This is a genomic window from Flavobacterium flabelliforme (assembly GCF_017948675.1).
In the GTDB taxonomy this organism is placed as follows: Bacteria; Bacteroidota; Bacteroidia; order Flavobacteriales; family Flavobacteriaceae; genus Flavobacterium; species Flavobacterium pygoscelis.
This window is the reverse complement of record NZ_JAGFBU010000007.1, coordinates 92,403-112,620: the sequence shown is the minus strand read 5'-3', so window position 1 is coordinate 112,620 and position 20,218 is coordinate 92,403. Positions and strand designations below refer to the sequence as shown.

Below are 20,218 nucleotides of genomic sequence, written 5' to 3'. Positions count from 1 at the left end.
GGAACGGTAAATGGCGATGTGATTGACTATACGTTAAGCACTACCGCTACGACCACTTCAGCAGTAGGAAGCTATCCAATTGCAGTGGCTTTAGGCAGTAATCCAAACTATACGGTAAGCACAACAGACGCTCTATTAACGGTAACACCAAAAGCGATCAACGTGAGTGTGGTAGCCGATAATAAAACCAAAGTATACGGAGACGCGAACCCAGCGTTAACCGCTGTGGTAACCGGAACGGTAAATGGCGATGTGATTGACTATACGTTAAGCACTACCGCTACGACGACTTCAGCAGTAGGAAGCTATCCAATTGCAGTGGCTTTAGGCAGTAATCCAAACTATACGGTAAGCACAACAGACGCGCTATTAACGGTAACACCAAAAGCGATCAACGTGAGTGTGGTAGCCGATAATAAAACCAAAGTATACGGAGACGCGAACCCAGTGTTAACCGCTGTGGTAACCGGAACGGTAAATGGCGATGTGATTGACTATACGTTAAGCACCACCGCTACGACGACTTCAGCAGTAGGAAGCTATCCAATTGCAGTGGCTTTAGGCAGTAATCCAAACTATACAATTATTACTACTAATGCCATTTTGACTGTTATTAAGAAACCAAGTATTGCACTTGTTAAAACAGGCGTTTTTATGGATGATAATAATGATGGTTTTGCACAAGTTGGTGAAAAAATAATGTATACTTTTTCAGTTACTAATACTGGAGATATGACTGTAAATTCGATCAATGTTACTGATGCAATGGTAGGTTTGATAGTTTCTAATACTATGATTCCATCTCTTGCTGGAGGTATGACAGACAATTCTATTACAGGAATCTATGTATTAACTCAAACTGATATTGATGCTGGTCAAGTAACGAATACTGCTGTTGTAAAAGGTAAAGATCCTAAAGGAAATGAGGTAATAGATATATCTGGTACTGATCTAAATAATGATACACCAACAATTACTTTCTTAACTCAAAAGGGAAGTGTTGCAATTACAAAAGATGGAGTATATGTTGACAGTGATAATAACGGAGTAGTGAATGTTGGTGATAAGATAAGATATAATTTTGTTGTAACGAATACTGGTAACGTGACATTAACAAATGTAACGGTCAGCGATCCTTTACCAGGAGTAATACTATCTGGAGCTCCTATAAATTTAAATATAGGTACTTCTAATTCTACTAATTTTGTAGGAACCTATTCTATAACTCAAGCTGATATAGATAATGGTGTTGTTTACAATTTAGCTAGTGTTACGGGTACAACTCCATTTGGTAGTAAAGTAACAGCTAGTTCTACTGATCCAAATCCTTGTACGGATTGTTCTCCAAAACCAAACTGTACTGATTGTACTATCACTTTGTTAACGCAAACTCCTAATTTGAAAGTAATAAAAACAGCTTCTACAACGGGGTATAGTTTAGTAGGTGATACAATCAGCTATACTATAGAAGTGAAAAATACTGGTAATACAACTCTTTATCGAGTTGTTGTAACTGATCCATTGACAGGTCTAAATACTACTATTGCTAGTTTATCTCCAGGTATTTCTAAGTTGTTTAACGAAAATTATTCAGTAACTAAAGCAGACTTGGTGAACAATTCAGTAACCAATACAGCTACTGCTAGTGGATTAACTCCAGGGAACATTACAATTAGTGCTACAGATTCAGTGGTAATTGATAAATCATTAGTATTAGGTTGTGGAAGCATAGTAGTTCACAATGCTTTTTCTCCAAATGGTGATAATATAAATGATGTTTTTGTAATCGACAACATTGATAGTAAAGAATGTTACCCTGAAAATAGTGTCGAAATATACAACCGTTGGGGAGTATTGGTTTTTGAAACTAAAAATTATGACAATAAAACTAATAATTTTGAAGGTATATCAAGAGGAAGAACAACTCTAAGTCAGTCTGAAGGACTACCTACAGGAACTTATTTTTACATTTTAAATTACACTTTCGTAGACGGAAATGGAGATCTTCGAAATAATAAAATGGATGGATATTTATATCTTACTAAATAATTTTAATTCCTGAGGATAATCAATTGTCCTCAGGATAAAAATATAATTTTATTTAGGATTACAGTATTAACATTTAGCTAAACGACTCGTTTTTTAATAGAATAGTGTCGTAATAAAAAACCTACTATGAAAAAGAATTTTTTTTTAATTATTTTGATGTCTACAGCTTTTACTAGTTTTGCCCAACAGGATGCTCAGTATACACAATATATGTATAATACCATAAATGTAAATCCAGCTTATGCCGGATCAAGAGGTGTCATGAGTATTTTTGCTTTGCATCGAACGCAATGGGTAGGGTTAGATGGTGCACCAATTACAAATGTAGCTTCAATAAATACACCAATAAGTGATAGTAGAGTGGGACTAGGTGTTTCTTTTGTCAATGACAAGATTGGACCTACTAATGAAAATACTCTTTCTGCGGATCTATCGTACACAGTTCCTATGTCTGAGAATTATAAACTTTCGTTTGGTATAAAAGGGACAGCAAATTTGTTTAATCTTGATATTTCAAAATTAAATCCAGTTGATATTGATCCTTCAATACAAAATGTAGAGAATAAATTTTCTCCCAATGTTGGTGCAGGTATTTACTTGCATTCAGACAAGGCTTATGTTGGATTTTCGGTTCCAAATTTTATTGAATCGAATCGTTATGATGATAATGAAGTAGCCATTTTTAAAGAGAAAATAAATTACTATTTGATGGCAGGTTATGTGATCGATTTAAGTAGTGAAGTGAAATTTAAACCTGCTGTTCTTTCTAAATTAGTTATTGGTTCACCTCTTCAGGTAGATATTTCAGGAAATTTTTTATTTAGTGAAAAATTCACCGTTGGTGTTGCCTATAGATGGAGTGCAGCTTTGAGTGGTATGGTTGGATTTCAGGTTTCTGATGGCATATATATAGGTTATGGTTATGATAGAGAAACCACAAAACTAAACAACTATAACTCTGGTTCACACGAAATATTTTTGCGATTTGAATTGTTCAGTCGTCAGTCTCGAATAGTATCACCTAGATTCTTCTAAAAATCATGATAATGAAATCAAAGATTCCAAAAAGCCAATTAAGTACTACTAAAGATTTACATAAAAGTAGCTTTGTATCGCTAATGATAGTGTTATTAACTTCAACAGGTATGTTTGCGCAATCGTCTAAAGAGACTAAAGCAGATGATCAATACGAGAAGTTAGCGTATGTAGATGCTATTCAAACTTATGAGAGAATTGCTGTTAAGGGATATAAATCTCAAGATATGTTACAAAAACTAGCAGATTCATATTATTTCAAAGCAGATTTAGATAACGCTGCAAAATGGTATAAAGAATTATTTGCTTTCGCAAAAGATATTGCTCCGGAATATTATTATCGCTATTCACAATGTTTGAAAGCCATAAAAGAGTATAAGAAAGCAGATGAAATGTTAGCAATGTTTAACCAAAAAAGTGGAAATGATTTAAGAGCAAATCTTGCGAGTTCTCAAAAAAATTACCTTGCAGAAATTAAGAAAAATTCAGGAAATTATACTATCGAAAATGCCGGTATTAACTCTGAATATTCAGATTATGGAAGTGCCTATTATGGTAATAAATTAATTTTTGCTTCAGCTAGAGATACCAGCGGATTAAGAAACATGAAGCATACCTGGACAGGTGAAGGTTTTACTAACTTATATGAATCTGATATCGACAATCAGGGTGTTTTGTCTACTCCAAAAAGATTTGGAAAAAAATTAAATTCTAAATTTCATGAATCTACACCCATTTTTACAAAAGATGGAAAAACGGTTTATTTTACAAGAAATAATTTCCTAAACGGAAAAAAAGGGAAAGATTCGGCTAGGATAACTTTGTTAAAATTGTATAAAGCGAATTTAGATGGCGATAAATGGTCAAACATTACTGAATTACCATTTAATAGTAATGAATATAGTGTAGCTCATCCTGCTCTTAGTGGAGATGAAAAGACTTTATATTTTGCATCAAACATGCCTGGAACATTGGGTCAGTCTGATTTGTTTAAAGTTGAAATCAAATCTGATGGTAGCTTTGGTAAACCTGAAAATTTAGGCAAAGGAATAAATACAGAAGGAAGAGAAACTTTTCCTATGGTCACTTCTACAGGCGAATTATATTTTGCCTCTGATGGTCATCCCGGATTAGGTGGATTGGATATTTTTGTATCAAAAATAGATTCGGATGGAACTTATAAAAATGTTCAGAATGTTGGAGAACCATTAAATAGTTCTAAAGATGATTTTGGTTTTTTAATTAATGAGGTAACACGTAATGGATACTTCACCTCTAACAGAGAAGGTGGAAAAGGGGGTGATGATATATACAAATTAATAGAAATTAAAAAAGCAGTATGTGAGCAAATGTTAGTAGGGATTGTTACTGACAAAGAAACTAATTTACCTCTAGCAAATACAGTAGTAACTTTATTAGACGCCAATTTCAAACTATTAAAAGAATATACTACAGCTTTAGACGGTAAATTTGACTTTGGGCAAGTTACATGTGATTCAAAATTTTATATAAAAACAGAAAAAGAAACTTATACAATTATCGAAACCACAGTAAGTATTCCAAATGAATCTGGAAAAACTTTTATTACCATTGCTCTTGATAAATCTGTAAAAGCAGTTAAAGAAGGTGACGATTTATTTAAAATGATAGGTTTAAATAGTATTTATTTCGATTTAGATAAATCATTTATTCGTAAAGATGCAACTGTAGAATTAGCAAAAATCCTTGATGTTTTAGAGCAAAACCCTTCTATGGAAATTGATATCCGCTCTCACACAGATTGTCGTCAGACTGCCAAATATAATTTAGCTTTATCTGAAAGAAGAGCTAAATCGACAATGGAATGGTTGGTGAAAAAAGGTATAAATAAATCTAGATTATCAAGTAAAGGATATGGAGAATCACAATTGGTTAATGATTGTGGTTGTGAACCAACTAGTAATTCAAATTGTACTGAAGAGCAACACCAAGCCAATAGACGTAGTGAGTTTATTGTTAAGGCTAAGAAAAAGTAACACTATTATATCTATATAATATAAAAACTTTCAACTTTATTAATGTCAGTGGTTAGATCAATTTGTTAATTAAATACAGACATATTCCTAAAAAGGTTTAAGTTGAAAAAAAAGGCTTCGATTTTATATCGGAGCCTTTTTATTATGAAATTTATCCAGTTATAATTAGCCATATCTAATAGTACTTTTATGTAAGATGAATATTTATAAAAGTTCAAGAAAAACAACTGATTTAAATAAAATAGGAATTTAAGTTTCTATTATTTGAACTTTAATTCCCAAGACAAAGCAAGAGAATAAATCCAAAAGAAATTTCCTTGGTCAAAAATAATTTCTTGATGTGCTACTCCAAATTGTGCTCCCCAAGCATTTTGTTTATTAGTTGTCGTAAAGTAATAACCAACATTTAACTTTTGGGACTCAAGATTTACTATCGCTGCGTCATTTGGGTTAAATTGAAATTGATTAATTTCTGGAGAGAATCCCATTCCAATAGAAATGCCTAAATAATTATCAGCATCACTTCGATATTTTCTATAAGTTAAGGTTCCAGATTTACTAGTTCCTGTGTCACCTGGAGTAAAATAAGGGCGAAAAGACCAATAACTATTTCCTGTATACCAGCCCAACGATCCAGTAAAAATGTTTGTGGTAGATGAATATTTTAAGGTTCTAAATCCAAGTGAAATCTCAAAACTTTTAGGCAATGATTGGTACAACTCAGCACCATATTTTAAATCTGGAAATAGAAATGAATTTGCTATTCCAACATTTACATAAGCATATAATCCTTTTCTAATTTTAGGATATAAATCAACTTCAAACTGTGCTCCGTTTTCACCAAAGCGCCTATTTATATTTACCTTTGGGGTAATACTTCCATATTTCGTTTGTCTGCTATATTTTAAGGAATAATATTGCATCGGATCAAAAACAGAGGAATACAGATCGACAGCCGCATTAATACCGATACTATTTTTTCTAAGTAATTTATCTAAAGACATTTTGAAATCTTTAGCTTTTTGATCCTCGGGATTTTTATCTAAAACCGCTTCAATTGTTACTAATGCCTCTAATGGATCATTAGTATTTTCTTGAGCGCTTGCTTTTAGATAAAGTAATTCTGAGTCATTTGGAAATAGTTTCAAAGCATTATTAGTCATATCTAATGCCGCATAAGGCAAGTCTGCCCACAATTCATTTTTTATAGCAGCAATCCAAGTATCTTTACTGCTTGAATCTTTTTCTAAAATTGAAGCAAATAATTTTCTTGCTTTTTTATAATCACTATCCCAAGAATATGTTGTTGCCAAAAAGGTATTAATTTCATGGTAATTAGGATATTTACTCAAAATATTTAGCAACGTATCTTGCGCTTGTTTGCGTTGCTGGTTAAAGGCTAAATTTCGAGCAGTTTGAAATGAAGTATCAGGATTTCCATGATACTCATTCTGTTGTCCACGTACTATTATTGAAGTAAAGAACAAAAATGTAAGAGACAGTTTTATATTTATTTTCGATATCATTTCTTAAGATTTTTTTTAAAATTTAAATATTCTTTATTTTCAGGATAAAGTATTAAAAGGCTATCTATTATTCTTTTAGAATCCTTTAAATTACGATTTCTTTTGTATGCTTGACCCAATTTAAATCCAATTTCTGGATTGTTAATCTGATTACTCAAAGCCTTTTTACCTATTGCTATTCCTTTCTTATTTTGTCCAGACCACCAATAAATGTCCATTACAGCCAAATAGGAATCTCCATAAAAAGGAGTTCTATTGATGACTTCAAGCAATTCTTTTTCTGAATTTTTATAGTCACCTTCCCAAGCCAGTATTCTGCCTTTCAGAGTTCTTACATCACCATAATTAGGCATGTCATTTAATATATAATTACACAACAATTTTGCTGATTTACGTTCTTTTTTGAAAGCTAATTCTCTAGCCAAAAAGAAAATTTGATCATGATCAAGTCCTTTTGTTAATTTTTTAATGTTTGCCATTTCGGCATCAGTAAATTCATAAGCAGGCTTGTTAAAGTTAGAAGTTGTACTTGTAATTTTATCTTTTGTGGTTAAGTATGAATTTAATTTTTTAAAATTAGAAAAGGAATTGCTAATCGTTTCTCTAATACCATCGTTAGTTTCGCTAATGTTGAAATTTTCATCGATTTTAAACAAAGTTCCGTCAGAATAAAAGTATTCTTTGTAGATATAATCATTTATACTTCCCTTATAGCGCATTAATGCAATATTATGAACATTTCTAAATTGTCTAACAGTATCTAATCCTTGAGCAATCCAATCTGTTTTTTTTAACTTATTAATATTGTAGTTATTAGTTAAAAAAGAAACTAAACTTGGGGTTACATCTGTATGCGAAGAAATTGATTTTATAATAGCTGTTTTTTTTAATAATGGACTAAAAATGTAAAAAGGCACATGAAAACGAGACAAATTATCTTTTTGAGGTACTGGAATTAATCGATGATCTCCTGTAATTACAAAAATAGTATTTTTATAATCGGCTCTTTTAGAATAAGCTTGCATGAAGTCTTTTAGAGAATGATCAGTGTATAATAAACAAGCTAATATATCTTTATAATCTTTTATTTTACTTTTTTCGGAGCTGGTCTTTGTATTAAGAATGTCTTCTACTTTAGTCAAATATTCCTTTTTTGTTGGAAAATCAAACGGTTCATGATTGGTAAGTGTCATGATAATATCCAACCGCGGTTGTTTATCGTCTTTGAGTTCTGATAAAGTTTTTTTATATATTTCAGCATCTGGATAACCCCACGAAAATCCGCCAGAATTTGCTTTTGTCATTGTATATCCTGGACCAAATTTATTAATATCAATAATTTTGTCAATTCCATTATATTCTAAAAAATTACTTTTTCTATCAAATGTAGATTCGTCACCACAATAATAATTGGTTGCGTACCCATTTGATTTCAAAATACTAATCAACGAATTGTGTTTAGGAAGGGGATTTAATTCCATAAAACCATTTTCCCCAAAAGGTAGAGATCCCATTAATGACGGAAGAGCACCAAAAGTACGGCCTGCATTACTCACGAAGTTGCTCCAATAAATAGATTTTTTAGTCAAGGAATCCAAATAAGGAGTAAAGCCACTATATTCTCCATCATCTGTAAAATCTCTACCTAGTCCTTCAATAATAATGAATACAATATTTGGACTTTGTTCTTTATTAATTGTAAAAAAAGAACCTAATACATCCTTGTTCATTTCAGCATTTTCATCTAAAGGGAATTCTTTTTTAAATGATATATTTCCTTCTGTAGCGTTGGCATTATCATTTTTTGCTCTTATTATATCGCTAACTAAGAAATTTAATTTATTTTGAGTGATGGTTTTTTTAGTACCGGGAATTATTAAATTCAGTAAGCCAATAATTAATAGAACTAAGAGTATTATTTTATAATTTATTTTACTTCCTAAAAAATGGAGTAATCGAATAATTCCTATGTAAAAAAGAGGCAAAATTATAAAAGGTAAAAAAGTCAAAAACGATATCGATAGAGATGCTGTAACCGTGGTGTACATATCATTAAAAGAATATCCTAAAAGGTCGGCTCCAAGATTGAGGTGAGTAGTTATACTATAGCCTATCAAGGCCATTTGCACGATAGCAATTATACAAAACAAAATTTTTACAACAACTACTCCTAACTTACTACTAATAATTTGTAATAGTAGGAAAAGCGGCAAAAACACTAAACCAATTAGTATTGCTGTAAAAAAATCATTCAATAGTTTATAGCCAAAAAGCGCTGCATCAAAATTTTTAAAAATTTCAATGAAACTCAAAAGACAAAATATAAGTAGTAAGGAAACGGTCGAATAGAGGTAATCTAATAAACCGTTTTTATAATTAAATTTAATATTCATTTAGCTGTTATTTATGCTTTTGTCATTCCTTTTCGTGTCATCTCTCCCCATTTCTTTTTTTTGTTAAAATAGTAATCTATATTTCCTCTAATTGCTGCATATAAAATAAAGGGATGATTGACTAAAGGCTCTAGAAAAGCAATAAGTAGTAATCGAAATCCTGTTCCCTTTTTCTTATATTGATGATAGGTTAATTCCTCTGTAATTAAAGCAATCAACGAAAAGAAAACGGTGAATAAATAGGCTAAAACAATAAAAGAAAATGCATAATCCCATCTTATTTTATTGCTTATAACTAGTATGGCAAAATAGAGAATACCCACAAATTCTACCACGGGAGCCATTCTCTCGAAAAAAAACCAGTACGGATAACTTAAAACCCCTAAAGTTTTATACTTTGGATTAAAACCAATTTTTCTATGTTTTTTTAGAGTTTCAATAGTACCACGAGTCCATCTGTTTCTCTGTGAAATAAATATTTTATAATTGTCTGGTGCTTCTGTCCAGCACAACGGATCTGGAATATAGGCGACTTTATATTTTTTATTTTGTTCCTCCATATAGCCTCTCATGCGCACCACTAGCTCCATGTCTTCACCTACCGTATTCTTATCATAACCACCCACTTGTATGGCAATTTTTTTGTCAAACAAACCAAAAGCTCCAGAAATTACTAAAAGTCCATTAAGTCTGCTCCAAGCCATTCTGCCTAATAAAAAAGCGCGAATATATTCTAGAATTTGTCCTTGTTCGATTAGTTTTTTTGGAAAATTCACATCATGTAATTTCCCATCTTTAACGATGCAGGAATTTGAAATTCTGATAACACCGCCTGCTGCAATTACTTTTTTATCAGTAATTTCAAGAAAAGGTTTTATCATTTTTTGAAGAGAGTCTTCTAGTAACAAACAATCAACATCAATACAAGCAACATATTTACTATTGCTTATATTTAAACCCATATTCAAAGCATCCGATTTTCCACCATTTTCTTTATCGACTACAATTAATTTTTCAAATGCAGGATTTGTCGATTTGTAAATTCCCTTTCTAAGCGGTTGCGTCACGATTTGTTCATTCATTAAGTAATCTACAGGTACAAGATTATAGACGGTAATTAATTTTTCTAAACTATCATCTTTGCTTCCGTCATTAATTATAATTACATCATAATTTACATAATGGTTGGACAATAATGAGCGCACATTTTCGACAATATTTAAACTTTCGTTATAAGCAGGAGCAATTATCGAAATGGAAGGCGAAATAGTAGAGGACATGATTTCCTTATAGTTTACAAAGCTATTTTTGTGTTTATACTCGATTGTTTCTATTGCCGAAATAGTAGCTAATACAAGATAAGATAGAATTGCACATATGCTATAAATGAAAAACAAGTATTGTATAATATCAATAATAATTTGCGTTATCATAATTAATTATTTTCTAAAAAATTAATAATTTTTAAAAAATCAGGATCAGGAAACTCTACTTTAAGCTTGGTAAATTTATCCTTATTAAGTATTTTTAAAATTTTTAAGCTAGAAACTTTAATTTCAAATACTTCAGAATGAATGAAATTTATAATAAATGATTCATCACTTTTTTCATAAAGATTTTCCATCATTTTAAAAAAAGCAATTTGTTCCTCTAAAGTACGTTTTTCAATATTTTCCTTTAATATTTCTTTAGCCTCAATCACATCTAAATAGTTAAGGACTTGAATAGATTCTAATCTTACTTTTTTATTAATATGATTAAGCAGATTAATGATTTCTTCTTTGCATTCAAATTGATTGTATATTTTAGCTAATTTCAAAGCAAAAAACACAACTGATTTATTGTTAGAACGCAACCATAATTTAATATTTGAAATGTTCTTACTTTCTAATCTTTCTAGAACTCCCAACAATTGTATTTGATCCCATTCTGAAAGCGGAGTTTCTAAAAGTTCTAAGAATTTTAAACCTTCAAAATGAAATAAACTAACCATGTAGAGTTGCATTTCTTTTCGCACTTCTCTTCTAGGATGGTTAATATGAAGAATAACCTGATCGTATGCTTCTTTTATGTGAAATTGTTTTAATTCTCTTATTCCTTTGGCTATTACATACCACTTTTTATGGTTCAATCGGTTCAAAGCATATTGCATAAGACCACTATGAAAATAGAGTGTCTGAATAGATTCTGCAATTTCACCGGAAATTTCATTTTTTAATTTGATCAATACTGAAATTAATATTTTTCTTTTGTATGATTCGCTCGTTGATCTTTTTAACTGATTGATAATAACTTGTTGTTCTGGACTAATAATTTCTTGCTCATTTCCAGAATATAAATAGTTGATAAGATACGATTCATATTTTTGTTCATACAGTGCTACCGTTCTTTCTTGTTTTCTCAAATGCTTTCTTAAATATCTAAAATAAAAAGTAAGCGGAATAATTACAACCATGAAAAACGCTGACATTATCCAGGTAACTTGAATAATTAGCGAAGATTCGTTAATGTAATTAAAAAGAGATTGATGTATACTCATAGGACAACTTGGCACTGTTTATCAGTTGTATTAACGAAGTAATTTTTTTACTCTAATTATTAATTCATTTGGACTTAAAGGTTTACTCATAAAATCAGTTGCACCCAAATCAAATGCTTTCAATACAATTTCTTCTTGACCTGCTGCTGAAAAAACAATAATAGGAGTAGAGCGCTTTAATTTATTTCGCACATAACTAATTAATTCTAATCCACTAATAAAAGGCATCATAATATCAGTCAAAATTATATGTGGTTCTTGATCCTCAATCAAATCAATTGCTTCTTTTCCATTTGTTGCTGTCAGTATAGTATAGCCCTCTTTTTGCAATCTAAACTTCAGCAATAACAAAAAAACAGAATTGTCTTCTGCTATCAAAACTTTTTTATTAGTGTTCATATTAGTTTTGTATTTTCTGTAGGAGAGTTATTATTTTACACCCTTTTTACTTAGGTGTTTTTGGTAAATTATATCCGTTTAGGTTGTAATTTTAACATTAGTTAATCCATCAACGATTCAATCTATACTTTATTTTATAATTGAGTTTGTTTATAATTAATTTAACATTGAAAGGCATTTTACATACGTAAAATTAGTAGCAGCGGTTTAGTATTTTTACAACAAACATTTATTTGATACAATTAAGCATTTTTTAAATTTTAATTTTTTAGATATTACTTTTAAGAATGCAACGGAGATTATAAATTATTGTATTTATTTAATATTTATTAGCCTTTTTTTTAAGCCTTTAGAATCTCTTATATTTCATTGAAAACAGTTTAATAGAATGTTGAATTAAACCCAATAAATAGAAACGCAAGAATCAAATGAAAATTGAATAAAATTGAGTCGTAGTAAATTTACAAAGACCTCTTAAAGCGCATTAATCTCTTTCTTAAATCGAAGTTTATAAGAATGTTTTTTTTGCTAAGACAGAAGTAGGTTTTCATGTTTTACAATATTTAGATAAAATTTTAATATTTGAAGTGCATAAAAGGGTATTGGGATTTTACTACTTTTATTGTTGTCTAAATATAAAGATAATATTAATAAGAATTATAAAATAAGCCTTAGAATACTAGAAACCTTCAAAAACACCCAATCCAAAAAGAGCAAAGTCGTATTTTACAGGATCAATACGATCTAATTTCCGAAGTGCTAGATCCAATTCGCTTACTGCTTTTCCGTCATTTTGTTTGCGAGTGAGCAAACCTAGTTTTCGAGCCACATTTCCAGAATGTACATCTAAAGGACAGGACAGCGCGGCGGGAGAAATGTTTTTCCATATTCCTAAGTCTACTCCTTTATTGTCTTGGCGAATCATCCACCGTAAATACATATTAATTCTTTTTGCTGCCGAATTGTTCAGTGGATCTGAAATGTGTTTTTGAGTTCTATTTTGGTGTGGAATCTCAAAAAACAATTTTTTGAATTCATGGATGCTTTTTTGCATGGAATCCTTTTCTTGATGTGTGCTAAAAACGGCTTCTAAACCACCATGATTTTGGTAAATATGTTTTAAACTTCTAATGAAGCAAGAAAAATCAGCTCCGTTAAAAGTGCGATGTACAAAAGCATCTAAAGCCTCTAAATTATCTTGACTATGAGACATTACAAAATCATACGGAGCATTTCCCATCAAATCCATCATTCGATGCGAATTTTTAATTATCATTTTACGATTTCCCCAAGCAATAGTAGCACTCAGAAAACCAGCAATTTCTACATCTTCTTTTTGTGAAAATAAATGTGGAATTTGCACGGGATCACTTTCTATAAAATCAAGTGTGTTGTACTGATGTACTTTTTCGTCTAAAAAATCTTTAAGCTCCGATTGTGTCATTGTTAGAATTTAGTTAGCGAGAAATAAATAGTGTTTCAACTTTTAGAAACCTAATTGCTTATTTGTCCGTCAACCATTATTAATTTTCTATCAGCCATATTTGCTAAATCTTCATTGTGTGTTACAATCACAAAAGTTTGTCCCAATTCATCTCTTAACTTAAAAAATAATTGGTGCAAGTTTTCCGCCGAAGCAGTGTCTAGATTTCCAGATGGTTCATCCGCAAAAATGATGGCGGGTTTATTAATTAAAGCTCTCGCTACAGCCACACGTTGTTGCTCACCACCAGATAATTCATTGGGTTTGTGATTAATTCTATGAGAAAGTCCAAGATACTCTAACAATTTTTTGGCTTCTATTTCTGTTTCATTTTTAGGTTTATTGGCAATAAACGCAGGAATACATACATTCTCTAAAGCAGTAAATTCAGGGAGCAATTGATGAAACTGAAAAATAAAACCTAAATTAAGATTTCTAAATTTTGATAACGTCTTATCATTCATCGTTAGAATATCTTCATTGTTAATTCGTAATTCGATGCCACTTTCTGCAGTTGGTTTGTCCAAGGTTCCAAGGATTTGCAAAAGAGTCGTTTTACCTGCTCCGGATGCGCCAACTATAGAAACAATTTCCCCTTTTTGAATATGTAAATCCACTCCTTTTAGAACATGAAGTTGATCGTAATATTTATGTAGATTTTTAGTCTGTATCATTTTTAAACTATTTATACAAAGAAACAAAGATTTTAATGATTATGAATTTCATCACCTACTATTTTACTTTGACAAACTATAAACTTTAGTTAATGAAACCTAAATCATCTTAATTATTGAATAAATTTGGAGATAGAACACAAATTATGAAAAAAATAATTGGAACTTTTTTGGCATTAGTTTCACTTTCATCTTGTGCTAAACAAAAGAATATTTTAGTGCCAAAAAGTATAGAATCAAAAAATATGGAAACAAAAGATAGAATGGAAGTAGCAACATTTGCGGGTGGTTGTTTCTGGTGTACAGAAGCAGTATTTTTAGAGTTAAGTGGTGTAAAAAGTGTTGTTTCGGGTTACATCGGTGGCAAAACGCTAAATCCTACATATAAAGAAATTAGTAATGGCGACACAGGTCATGCCGAAGCGATCGAAATCACCTTTGATCCTGCGAAAATATCATTTGGTGAACTATTAGAAATCTTTTTTGCTACCCACGATCCAACGACTTTAAATCGACAAGGAAATGATATAGGCACACAATACCGTAGTGAGATATTTTACAACAATCCCGATCAAAAACAATTGTCAGAGGATTATATTGCTTTGATGACCACTGAAAATACTTTTGGAAAACCAATAGTCACTAAAATTACTCCGGCAAGCACTTTTTATGTAGCCGAAGAGTATCATCAAAATTATTACAATCAAAATAAAACCCAAGGATATTGCAGTTATGTAATTACTCCTAAAATTGATAAATTAAAAAAATTGTATCAAGAGAAACTCAAAAAATAATTGGCATTAGTTTTGTTAGTTGTTCTGTGAAATTTTAAAATAAATATGAGAGAACAAACACAATTTATCGCAGTTGATAATAAAAAGAGAGATCTAGTTTTGGGAATTCTATTTGATGCTATTGGAATGCTGTCATTTACAGTTCCTTTAATTGGAGAATTTTCAGATGTGATTTGGGCACCTTTAGCCGGTTTTTTAATGACCTGGATGTATAAAGGAACTATCGGGAAAGTGGGAGGGACTATCGCATTTCTTGAGGAGATATTACCATTTACTGATTTTATCCCTACGTTTACATTAACTTGGATTTACAACTATCTAATAAAAAAATAAAACGCACAATAATTAGAGCGTTTTTTTATTCTTTAAAAAGAAATCCTAAACCCATTCGTTTTAGCATTTTTTTTTCAAAAGCCCAAAAAAATTGGAATTGACCAAATAAAAAACCAATTGTTATTAGAAGCACTTGATAGATAGGAAAGATTAAAAGCAAGCGAATAGGGGTAAACCAGTACCCTAAATCTTCATGATTAATTCCCAGCCATATACAAAAAGGTTTTGACAACCATGCCGAAGCTGATCCTGTAATCGCAAAAACAATAAATATTATTGTAAGTTGTAAATTGGTTTCAATTCCCCAACGCTTTTTTAAATTGTTCATCTTTATTTATAATGAATACAAATATAAGAAGATTATCGTAAGGGTACGTAGCCAAAAAGTTTTTGTTTATAGGTATTTTGAAAATAAACCATATAGTTATAAATTAAATAATTTACTTCATATCCATAATCAATATTGGGATCGTAATTTATAGACATTTCATATAAATTAGGATTATAGCGTAACGGTTGTGCGGCACGATTATTCCATTCGCTCACCCAAATTCTATTTTTACTTTCTAAATAAGTCTGGGAATGATAATCTCTTGGATAAGCATTGGTGAGAAGCCAAGAACTAAAACCAGAGTCAATAATCAAAACTTCGTATTCTAGTTTGTCATTGGCAATCCTAATAGTATCACCAGATGAAGCTGTTGTTTTTTCTTTAGCAGGAATGACAGACTTTGAACTAGTACAGCCAATTAGAATACAAATGATAACTGTCAAAATATAAATACTATTTTTCATAACTTGAGAATTAAAACCATAAAGTTACGAATTATAAAGGACTGATTGTCAGTTTTTTTAAGGCATAAAAAAGTCATTTACTTGTGATAAATGACTTTTTATGGATTTATTTTAAGCTGTTTTATTTACCGAATAGTTTCCCCAAAATAGATCCCATACTACCACTTTTTTTAGTAACTGCTTCTATTGCATCAGACATATCTACTTTTCCATCAGCATTTTGATCTAAACCAAATTGTCCTCCATATTTAGATATAGCCTCCATAATTCCGGAATTTTGTCCCGATCCACCCGAAATGGCCGTTATTAAATCTGAAATCTCAAAACTAGAATCGTTTGGGTTTTTGGCTTTGCCAATCAACGATCCCAGGATTTTAGGAATCATGCTACCGGCTACTCCTGATGCTACTTCATTGCTTAAACCAAATTTGTTGCCCAGGTTTCCTGTGAGTTGCTCTGTAAGCTTTTGAATGGCTGGATTCGAAATGTCCTGCGCATTATTTCCGCTGAACAAACTTGCAAACTGCTCCGTTCCACCTTCCGAAACCATTTTTTGTAGCCCGGAAAGAATAGAGCTACTCGCTTCGTTCATTACGGCTTCGTTTTGTTCGTTTGGAATCGCGTTATTTTTAACAACGGCATCATTACCATACTGTTGTACTAACTGTGTTAATTGTTCAAACATGAGATTTAGGATTAGATTAGACTCAAATTTAATAAAAAAAAGATTTATTAATCGAGTTAATAAATCCTTTTTTAAGAAATAATGTAAAAACTATTTCAATAAACTAATGATTTGCGAAGCAAGTTCAGTACCAATTCTATCTTGAGCTTCTCCTGTTGCAGCACCAATATGTGGTGTCAATGAGATTTTATGATTCATTAAGATGGCCATTTCTGGAGTAGGCTCACTTTCAAAAACATCTAATCCAGCAAATAATACTTTTCCGCTATCCAATGCTTTTACTAATGCAACTTCGTCTATAACACCACCTCGAGCACAGTTAACAATTCCTACTCCATCTTTCATGATCGCTAATTCCTTTTCACTAATAATATAGCCGTCTTGAGCAGGAACGTGTAACGTAATAAAATCGGCTTCTTTAAAAACAGATTCTAATGATTGTGAAACAATTGTAGTAGTTATAGATTGTCCATCAAAAAACTCAACTTTAATATCAACTTTAGGGATAAAACTGTCTGCTGCAATAACTTTCATTCCTAATCCCAGAGCCATTTTAGCAGTCGCTTGACCAATGCGTCCAATTCCTACTATACCAAGCGTTTTTCCTCTTAATTCGATTCCGTTTGCATACGCTTTTTTCAAACCATCAAAATTCGTGTCCCCTTCTAAAGGCATATTTCTATTAGAATCATGCAAAAAACGAACACCAGAAAACAAGTGAGCAAAAACTAATTCCGCTACAGATTCTGAGGATGAAGCGGGTGTATTTATCACATGAATTCCTTTGCTTTTAGCATAATCCACATCAATATTATCCATCCCAACACCACCGCGACCAATTATTTTTAAACCAGGACAAGCATCAATAATATCTTGGCGCACTTTAGTCGCACTTCGCACTAAAACAACATCAATATTATTGTCATTTACAAAGTTAGCGACTTGTTCTTGCGCTACTTTTGTAGTAATTACTTCAAAACCACCTTTTTCTAAAGCTAGAATTCCACTTTTCGAAATTCCGTCATTGGCTAATACTTTCATTATTTATATCATTGCGAGAAACAAAGTGATTTGGTTCTCATAGTTAATTTTGTTGTTTTATTAGGAGCTATTTCCTGCTATACGCTGCAATCTTTTTATTCGCCAAAAAGCTCACAAAAAGGATTTTCACTACTATCAGGGCTAGCGTTTTTGTAAATTAGTCTGTTTTTTAAATTTTATTTACTCCTTGTTTAAAAGAGTTTAAATTTAAATTTTAGACTCTAGTTCTTTCATTACATCAACTAATACTTGAACGCTTTCCAACGGAAGAGCATTGTACATAGAAGCTCTGTAGCCACCTACAGAACGGTGTCCTGGTAGGCCAGAAATTCCCGCAGCTTTCCACATCGCATCAAATGTTGCTGCATGCGCTTCATCATTCAACAAGAAAGTAGCATTCATATTAGAACGATCTTCAACCGCTGCTGCACCTCTAAATAATGGATTTCTATCTATTTCTGCGTAAAGCAAAGCTGCTTTAGCATTATTAATTTTCTCAATTGCTGCTATTCCGCCAAGGTTTTTTAACCATTGCAACGTCAATAAAGACGCATAAATAGGAAAAACAGGAGGTGTATTATACATACTTTCTGCTTTAATATGCTTAGCATAATCTAGCATACTTGGAATTATTCTTCCGTTTTTACCTAGAATTTCTTCCTTGATCACCACCAAAGTAGCTCCAGCAGGTCCCATATTTTTTTGGGCTCCCGCATAAATAAGATCAAATTGAGAAAAGTCTAATTGTCTAGAAAAAATATCAGAACTCATGTCGCATACTAAAAGTGTATCAACAGAAGGAAATTCCTTCATTTGAGTACCATAAATAGTGTTGTTACTGGTGCAATGAAAATAATCGACATCTGTTGGGATGTTGTATCCTTTAGGAATGTGATTGTAGCTTTCCTCTTTTGAAGAACCTACAATAAGAGTTTCACCAAAAAGTTTGGCTTCTTTAATAGCTCCACTCGCCCAAGTTCCGGTATCAAGATAAGCGGCTTTTCCGTTTTCTTTCATTAAGTTGTAAGGAACCATTAAGAATTCTAAGCTTGCTCCGCCAGCGAGAAATAAGGCGCTATATCCTTTTCCTTCTAGGCCTAAAAGCTCAATAACAAGGGCTCGAGCTTCCTCCATAACAGCAACAAAATCTTTGCTTCTGTGTGACATTTCTAAAAGAGATAATCCCGAATCGTTGAAATTTAAAATTGCTTGTGCTGATTTTTCAAAAACTTCTTGTGGTAAAATGCAGGGTCCTGCGCTGTAGTTGTGTTTTTTCATGGTGTAGTTTGTATCCGAAAAATTAAAGTGCAAATTTCGCAAATAGGACTCAAAAAATCGCTACTTATTTCGAAATTATTAAACATAATTATACTACGTTGTTATCAAAAACGAAATTGTATCTATGTTATCTGCGTAATTCCATAATGCTGGTTTTTGAGTTTGACCAAAAGCAATACTGTTTTTTACTAAATCATTGCTTACCACACACTGTATTTGTTCACTTTCTAATTCTATTCTGGCTTCTAATTCTTCTATGTTATTATAATATTCATAAAAAACGCTAGAAATAGGTGAGGCGTGGCTTGGGTCTTCCTTTAAAGTCAAAAAACCATTATCTAGTAATTTAAAATTACTCATTAAGAAAACGGCTTTGTTATAATCGTAATTATTAGCGTATTTTTCATAATGAATCACGTCTTGATATTCAAAAACAGCTTCGAAAAAAGCTACAAACGAGTAGTCTTTTGGAACAAAAAGTTTAGATACGTTGCGACATCCTAATCCAAAATATCTAAAGATATCTTCACCCAAAGCACAAAGCTGCTCTTTAGTTTCAGAACCATTTAAAATGGCAACAGAATTTCTGCTTTTTCTGATTATTGAAGGTTTGTTCTTAAAATAAAACTCAAAATATCGCGCTGTATTGTTACTTCCGGTAGCAATTACGGCATCAAAATTCTCTAATTTGCCTTCAATAAATTTTATTTTATCAGACAATTGTGGTTCGACAGCTATTATGTATTTCGCTAAAAAAGGCAATAAATGTTGGTCATTTGATGATGTTTTAACGAGCACATTATTTCCTGTAATTAAAACCGAAAGAAAATCGTGAAAACCTACTAAAGGGATATTTCCAGCTAGTATTAAAGCAACATTTTTAACTTTATTTTTTTGTAAATCATAAGCAGAAAGCCATTGGCTTAAATTTTCTTCGGTAAGCGCTTCTGCCCAAGATTGTATAGAAAAATAAACTTGTTCGGGAGTGTACCATCCATTATGTGACTGTGATAATTGGATCAAATCAATAAAAGCATCAAAAAAGGTTTCATTGTGTAATACAGCCGGATTTTTTAAAGTTTGATTTTCTGAAAATTGATTTAAGAATTTTCCTAATTCAACAAAAACACTTTTTTTTGTTTCTAATGTCATAATGTTTGCTTATGAAAAGTTTTGATT

The 20,218-nt window shown here is 31.5% G+C and carries 18 protein-coding genes; 5 read left to right on the top strand and 13 right to left on the bottom strand.

The window, feature by feature from the left end; translation table 11 throughout:
• The 3 genes from J3S90_RS14730 to J3S90_RS14720 all read left to right on the top strand — a co-directional run.
• Window positions 1-2,049 (top strand): DUF7507 domain-containing protein (locus J3S90_RS14730; protein WP_210646822.1); only part of this gene is annotated, 2,049 nt, incomplete at its 5' end.
• Between the two features lie 126 nt (window positions 2,050-2,175).
• Entirely contained in the window at window positions 2,176-3,084 is a 909-nt protein-coding gene (locus tag J3S90_RS14725) for a PorP/SprF family type IX secretion system membrane protein (protein WP_210646821.1), read from the top strand.
• A gap of 11 nt (window positions 3,085-3,095) precedes the next feature.
• Window positions 3,096-5,099, top strand: a complete 2,004-nt coding sequence (locus tag J3S90_RS14720) for an OmpA family protein (RefSeq protein ID WP_236023975.1) — start codon at window positions 3,096-3,098, stop codon at window positions 5,097-5,099.
• Window positions 5,100-5,359: 260 nt separating this feature from the next.
• Here the strand turns inward: J3S90_RS14720 and J3S90_RS14715 are convergent, their stop codons facing one another.
• The 7 genes from J3S90_RS14715 to J3S90_RS14685 all read right to left on the bottom strand — a co-directional run bounded on the left by J3S90_RS14715 (window position 5,360) and on the right by J3S90_RS14685 (window position 14,113).
• On the bottom strand, window positions 5,360-6,625 hold the full coding sequence (locus J3S90_RS14715; protein WP_210646820.1) for a YaiO family outer membrane beta-barrel protein: 1,266 nt from the start codon (window positions 6,623-6,625) through the stop codon (window positions 5,360-5,362).
• Window positions 6,622-9,018: an LTA synthase family protein gene (locus tag J3S90_RS14710; protein ID WP_210646819.1), complete on the bottom strand. Its 2,397-nt coding sequence runs from the start codon at window positions 9,016-9,018 to the stop codon at window positions 6,622-6,624. The genes J3S90_RS14715 and J3S90_RS14710 overlap by 4 nt, the downstream gene beginning before the upstream one ends.
• A gap of 11 nt (window positions 9,019-9,029) precedes the next feature.
• Window positions 9,030-10,451 (bottom strand): glycosyltransferase family 2 protein, encoded by a 1,422-nt coding sequence (locus J3S90_RS14705; protein WP_210646818.1) that lies wholly within the window; start codon window positions 10,449-10,451, stop codon window positions 9,030-9,032.
• 2 nt (window positions 10,452-10,453) lie between these two features.
• Entirely contained in the window at window positions 10,454-11,557 is a 1,104-nt protein-coding gene (locus tag J3S90_RS14700; RefSeq protein ID WP_210646817.1) for a hypothetical protein, read from the bottom strand.
• Window positions 11,558-11,587: 30 nt separating this feature from the next.
• Window positions 11,588-11,956, bottom strand: coding sequence for a response regulator transcription factor (locus J3S90_RS14695; RefSeq protein WP_188051554.1), 369 nt, complete (start codon window positions 11,954-11,956; stop codon window positions 11,588-11,590).
• 679 nt (window positions 11,957-12,635) lie between these two features.
• Entirely contained in the window at window positions 12,636-13,400 is a 765-nt protein-coding gene (locus J3S90_RS14690; protein ID WP_210646816.1) for a TIGR02757 family protein, read from the bottom strand.
• Window positions 13,401-13,450: 50 nt separating this feature from the next.
• Entirely contained in the window at window positions 13,451-14,113 is a 663-nt protein-coding gene (locus J3S90_RS14685; RefSeq protein ID WP_210646815.1) for an ABC transporter ATP-binding protein, read from the bottom strand.
• A gap of 146 nt (window positions 14,114-14,259) precedes the next feature.
• Here J3S90_RS14685 and msrA point away from each other — a divergent pair, with 146 nt between their 5' ends.
• Together msrA and J3S90_RS14675 are read left to right on the top strand one after the other, a co-directional pair.
• Window positions 14,260-14,907, top strand: coding sequence for a peptide-methionine (S)-S-oxide reductase MsrA (gene msrA / locus J3S90_RS14680; protein ID WP_210646814.1), 648 nt, complete (start codon window positions 14,260-14,262; stop codon window positions 14,905-14,907).
• Window positions 14,908-14,952: 45 nt separating this feature from the next.
• A complete protein-coding gene (locus J3S90_RS14675) occupies window positions 14,953-15,240 on the top strand; it encodes a hypothetical protein (RefSeq protein ID WP_210646813.1) in 288 nt (95 codons plus the stop codon).
• 25 nt (window positions 15,241-15,265) lie between these two features.
• On the opposite strand, the gene J3S90_RS14670 is transcribed toward J3S90_RS14675, so the two are convergent.
• The 6 genes from J3S90_RS14670 to J3S90_RS14645 all read right to left on the bottom strand — a co-directional run bounded on the left by J3S90_RS14670 (window position 15,266) and on the right by J3S90_RS14645 (window position 20,191).
• Complete coding sequence (locus tag J3S90_RS14670; protein ID WP_210646812.1) at window positions 15,266-15,568, bottom strand: DUF6787 family protein; 303 nt, start codon at window positions 15,566-15,568, stop codon at window positions 15,266-15,268.
• A gap of 32 nt (window positions 15,569-15,600) precedes the next feature.
• Complete coding sequence (locus tag J3S90_RS14665; protein WP_210646811.1) at window positions 15,601-16,035, bottom strand: DUF6146 family protein; 435 nt, start codon at window positions 16,033-16,035, stop codon at window positions 15,601-15,603.
• A 121-nt stretch (window positions 16,036-16,156) separates the two neighbouring features.
• A complete protein-coding gene (locus J3S90_RS14660) occupies window positions 16,157-16,720 on the bottom strand; it encodes a hypothetical protein (RefSeq protein WP_210646810.1) in 564 nt (187 codons plus the stop codon).
• A gap of 90 nt (window positions 16,721-16,810) precedes the next feature.
• Window positions 16,811-17,761 carry a D-2-hydroxyacid dehydrogenase gene (locus J3S90_RS14655; RefSeq protein WP_188051546.1) on the bottom strand — a complete coding sequence of 317 codons (951 nt, stop codon included), beginning with the start codon at window positions 17,759-17,761 and terminating at the stop codon, window positions 16,811-16,813.
• Between the two features lie 207 nt (window positions 17,762-17,968).
• Window positions 17,969-19,039, bottom strand: a complete 1,071-nt coding sequence (gene serC / locus J3S90_RS14650; protein WP_210646809.1) for a 3-phosphoserine/phosphohydroxythreonine transaminase — start codon at window positions 19,037-19,039, stop codon at window positions 17,969-17,971.
• Between the two features lie 93 nt (window positions 19,040-19,132).
• Window positions 19,133-20,191 (bottom strand): acyl-CoA reductase, encoded by a 1,059-nt coding sequence (locus J3S90_RS14645; protein WP_210646808.1) that lies wholly within the window; start codon window positions 20,189-20,191, stop codon window positions 19,133-19,135.
• Window positions 20,192-20,218 lie beyond the last annotated feature (27 nt).

Excerpts from the sequence above, each read along its gene's own strand:
- J3S90_RS14725 (WP_210646821.1), top strand. The coding sequence starts at position 2,176 with ATGAAAAAGAATTTTTTTTTAATTATTTTGATGTCTACAGCTTTTACT.
- J3S90_RS14720 (WP_236023975.1), top strand. The coding sequence starts at position 3,096 with ATGAAATCAAAGATTCCAAAAAGCCAATTAAGTACTACTAAAGATTTA.
- J3S90_RS14715 (WP_210646820.1), bottom strand. The coding sequence starts at position 6,625 with ATGATATCGAAAATAAATATAAAACTGTCTCTTACATTTTTGTTCTTT.
- J3S90_RS14710 (WP_210646819.1), bottom strand. The coding sequence starts at position 9,018 with ATGAATATTAAATTTAATTATAAAAACGGTTTATTAGATTACCTCTAT.
- J3S90_RS14705 (WP_210646818.1), bottom strand. The coding sequence starts at position 10,451 with ATGATAACGCAAATTATTATTGATATTATACAATACTTGTTTTTCATT.
- J3S90_RS14700 (WP_210646817.1), bottom strand. The coding sequence starts at position 11,557 with ATGAGTATACATCAATCTCTTTTTAATTACATTAACGAATCTTCGCTA.
- J3S90_RS14695 (WP_188051554.1), bottom strand. The coding sequence starts at position 11,956 with ATGAACACTAATAAAAAAGTTTTGATAGCAGAAGACAATTCTGTTTTT.
- J3S90_RS14690 (WP_210646816.1), bottom strand. The coding sequence starts at position 13,400 with ATGACACAATCGGAGCTTAAAGATTTTTTAGACGAAAAAGTACATCAG.
- J3S90_RS14685 (WP_210646815.1), bottom strand. The coding sequence starts at position 14,113 with ATGATACAGACTAAAAATCTACATAAATATTACGATCAACTTCATGTT.
- msrA (WP_210646814.1), top strand. The coding sequence starts at position 14,260 with ATGAAAAAAATAATTGGAACTTTTTTGGCATTAGTTTCACTTTCATCT.
- J3S90_RS14675 (WP_210646813.1), top strand. The coding sequence starts at position 14,953 with ATGAGAGAACAAACACAATTTATCGCAGTTGATAATAAAAAGAGAGAT.
- J3S90_RS14670 (WP_210646812.1), bottom strand. The coding sequence starts at position 15,568 with ATGAACAATTTAAAAAAGCGTTGGGGAATTGAAACCAATTTACAACTT.
- J3S90_RS14665 (WP_210646811.1), bottom strand. The coding sequence starts at position 16,035 with ATGAAAAATAGTATTTATATTTTGACAGTTATCATTTGTATTCTAATT.
- J3S90_RS14660 (WP_210646810.1), bottom strand. The coding sequence starts at position 16,720 with ATGTTTGAACAATTAACACAGTTAGTACAACAGTATGGTAATGATGCC.
- J3S90_RS14655 (WP_188051546.1), bottom strand. The coding sequence starts at position 17,761 with ATGAAAGTATTAGCCAATGACGGAATTTCGAAAAGTGGAATTCTAGCT.
- serC (WP_210646809.1), bottom strand. The coding sequence starts at position 19,039 with ATGAAAAAACACAACTACAGCGCAGGACCCTGCATTTTACCACAAGAA.
- J3S90_RS14645 (WP_210646808.1), bottom strand. The coding sequence starts at position 20,191 with ATGACATTAGAAACAAAAAAAAGTGTTTTTGTTGAATTAGGAAAATTC.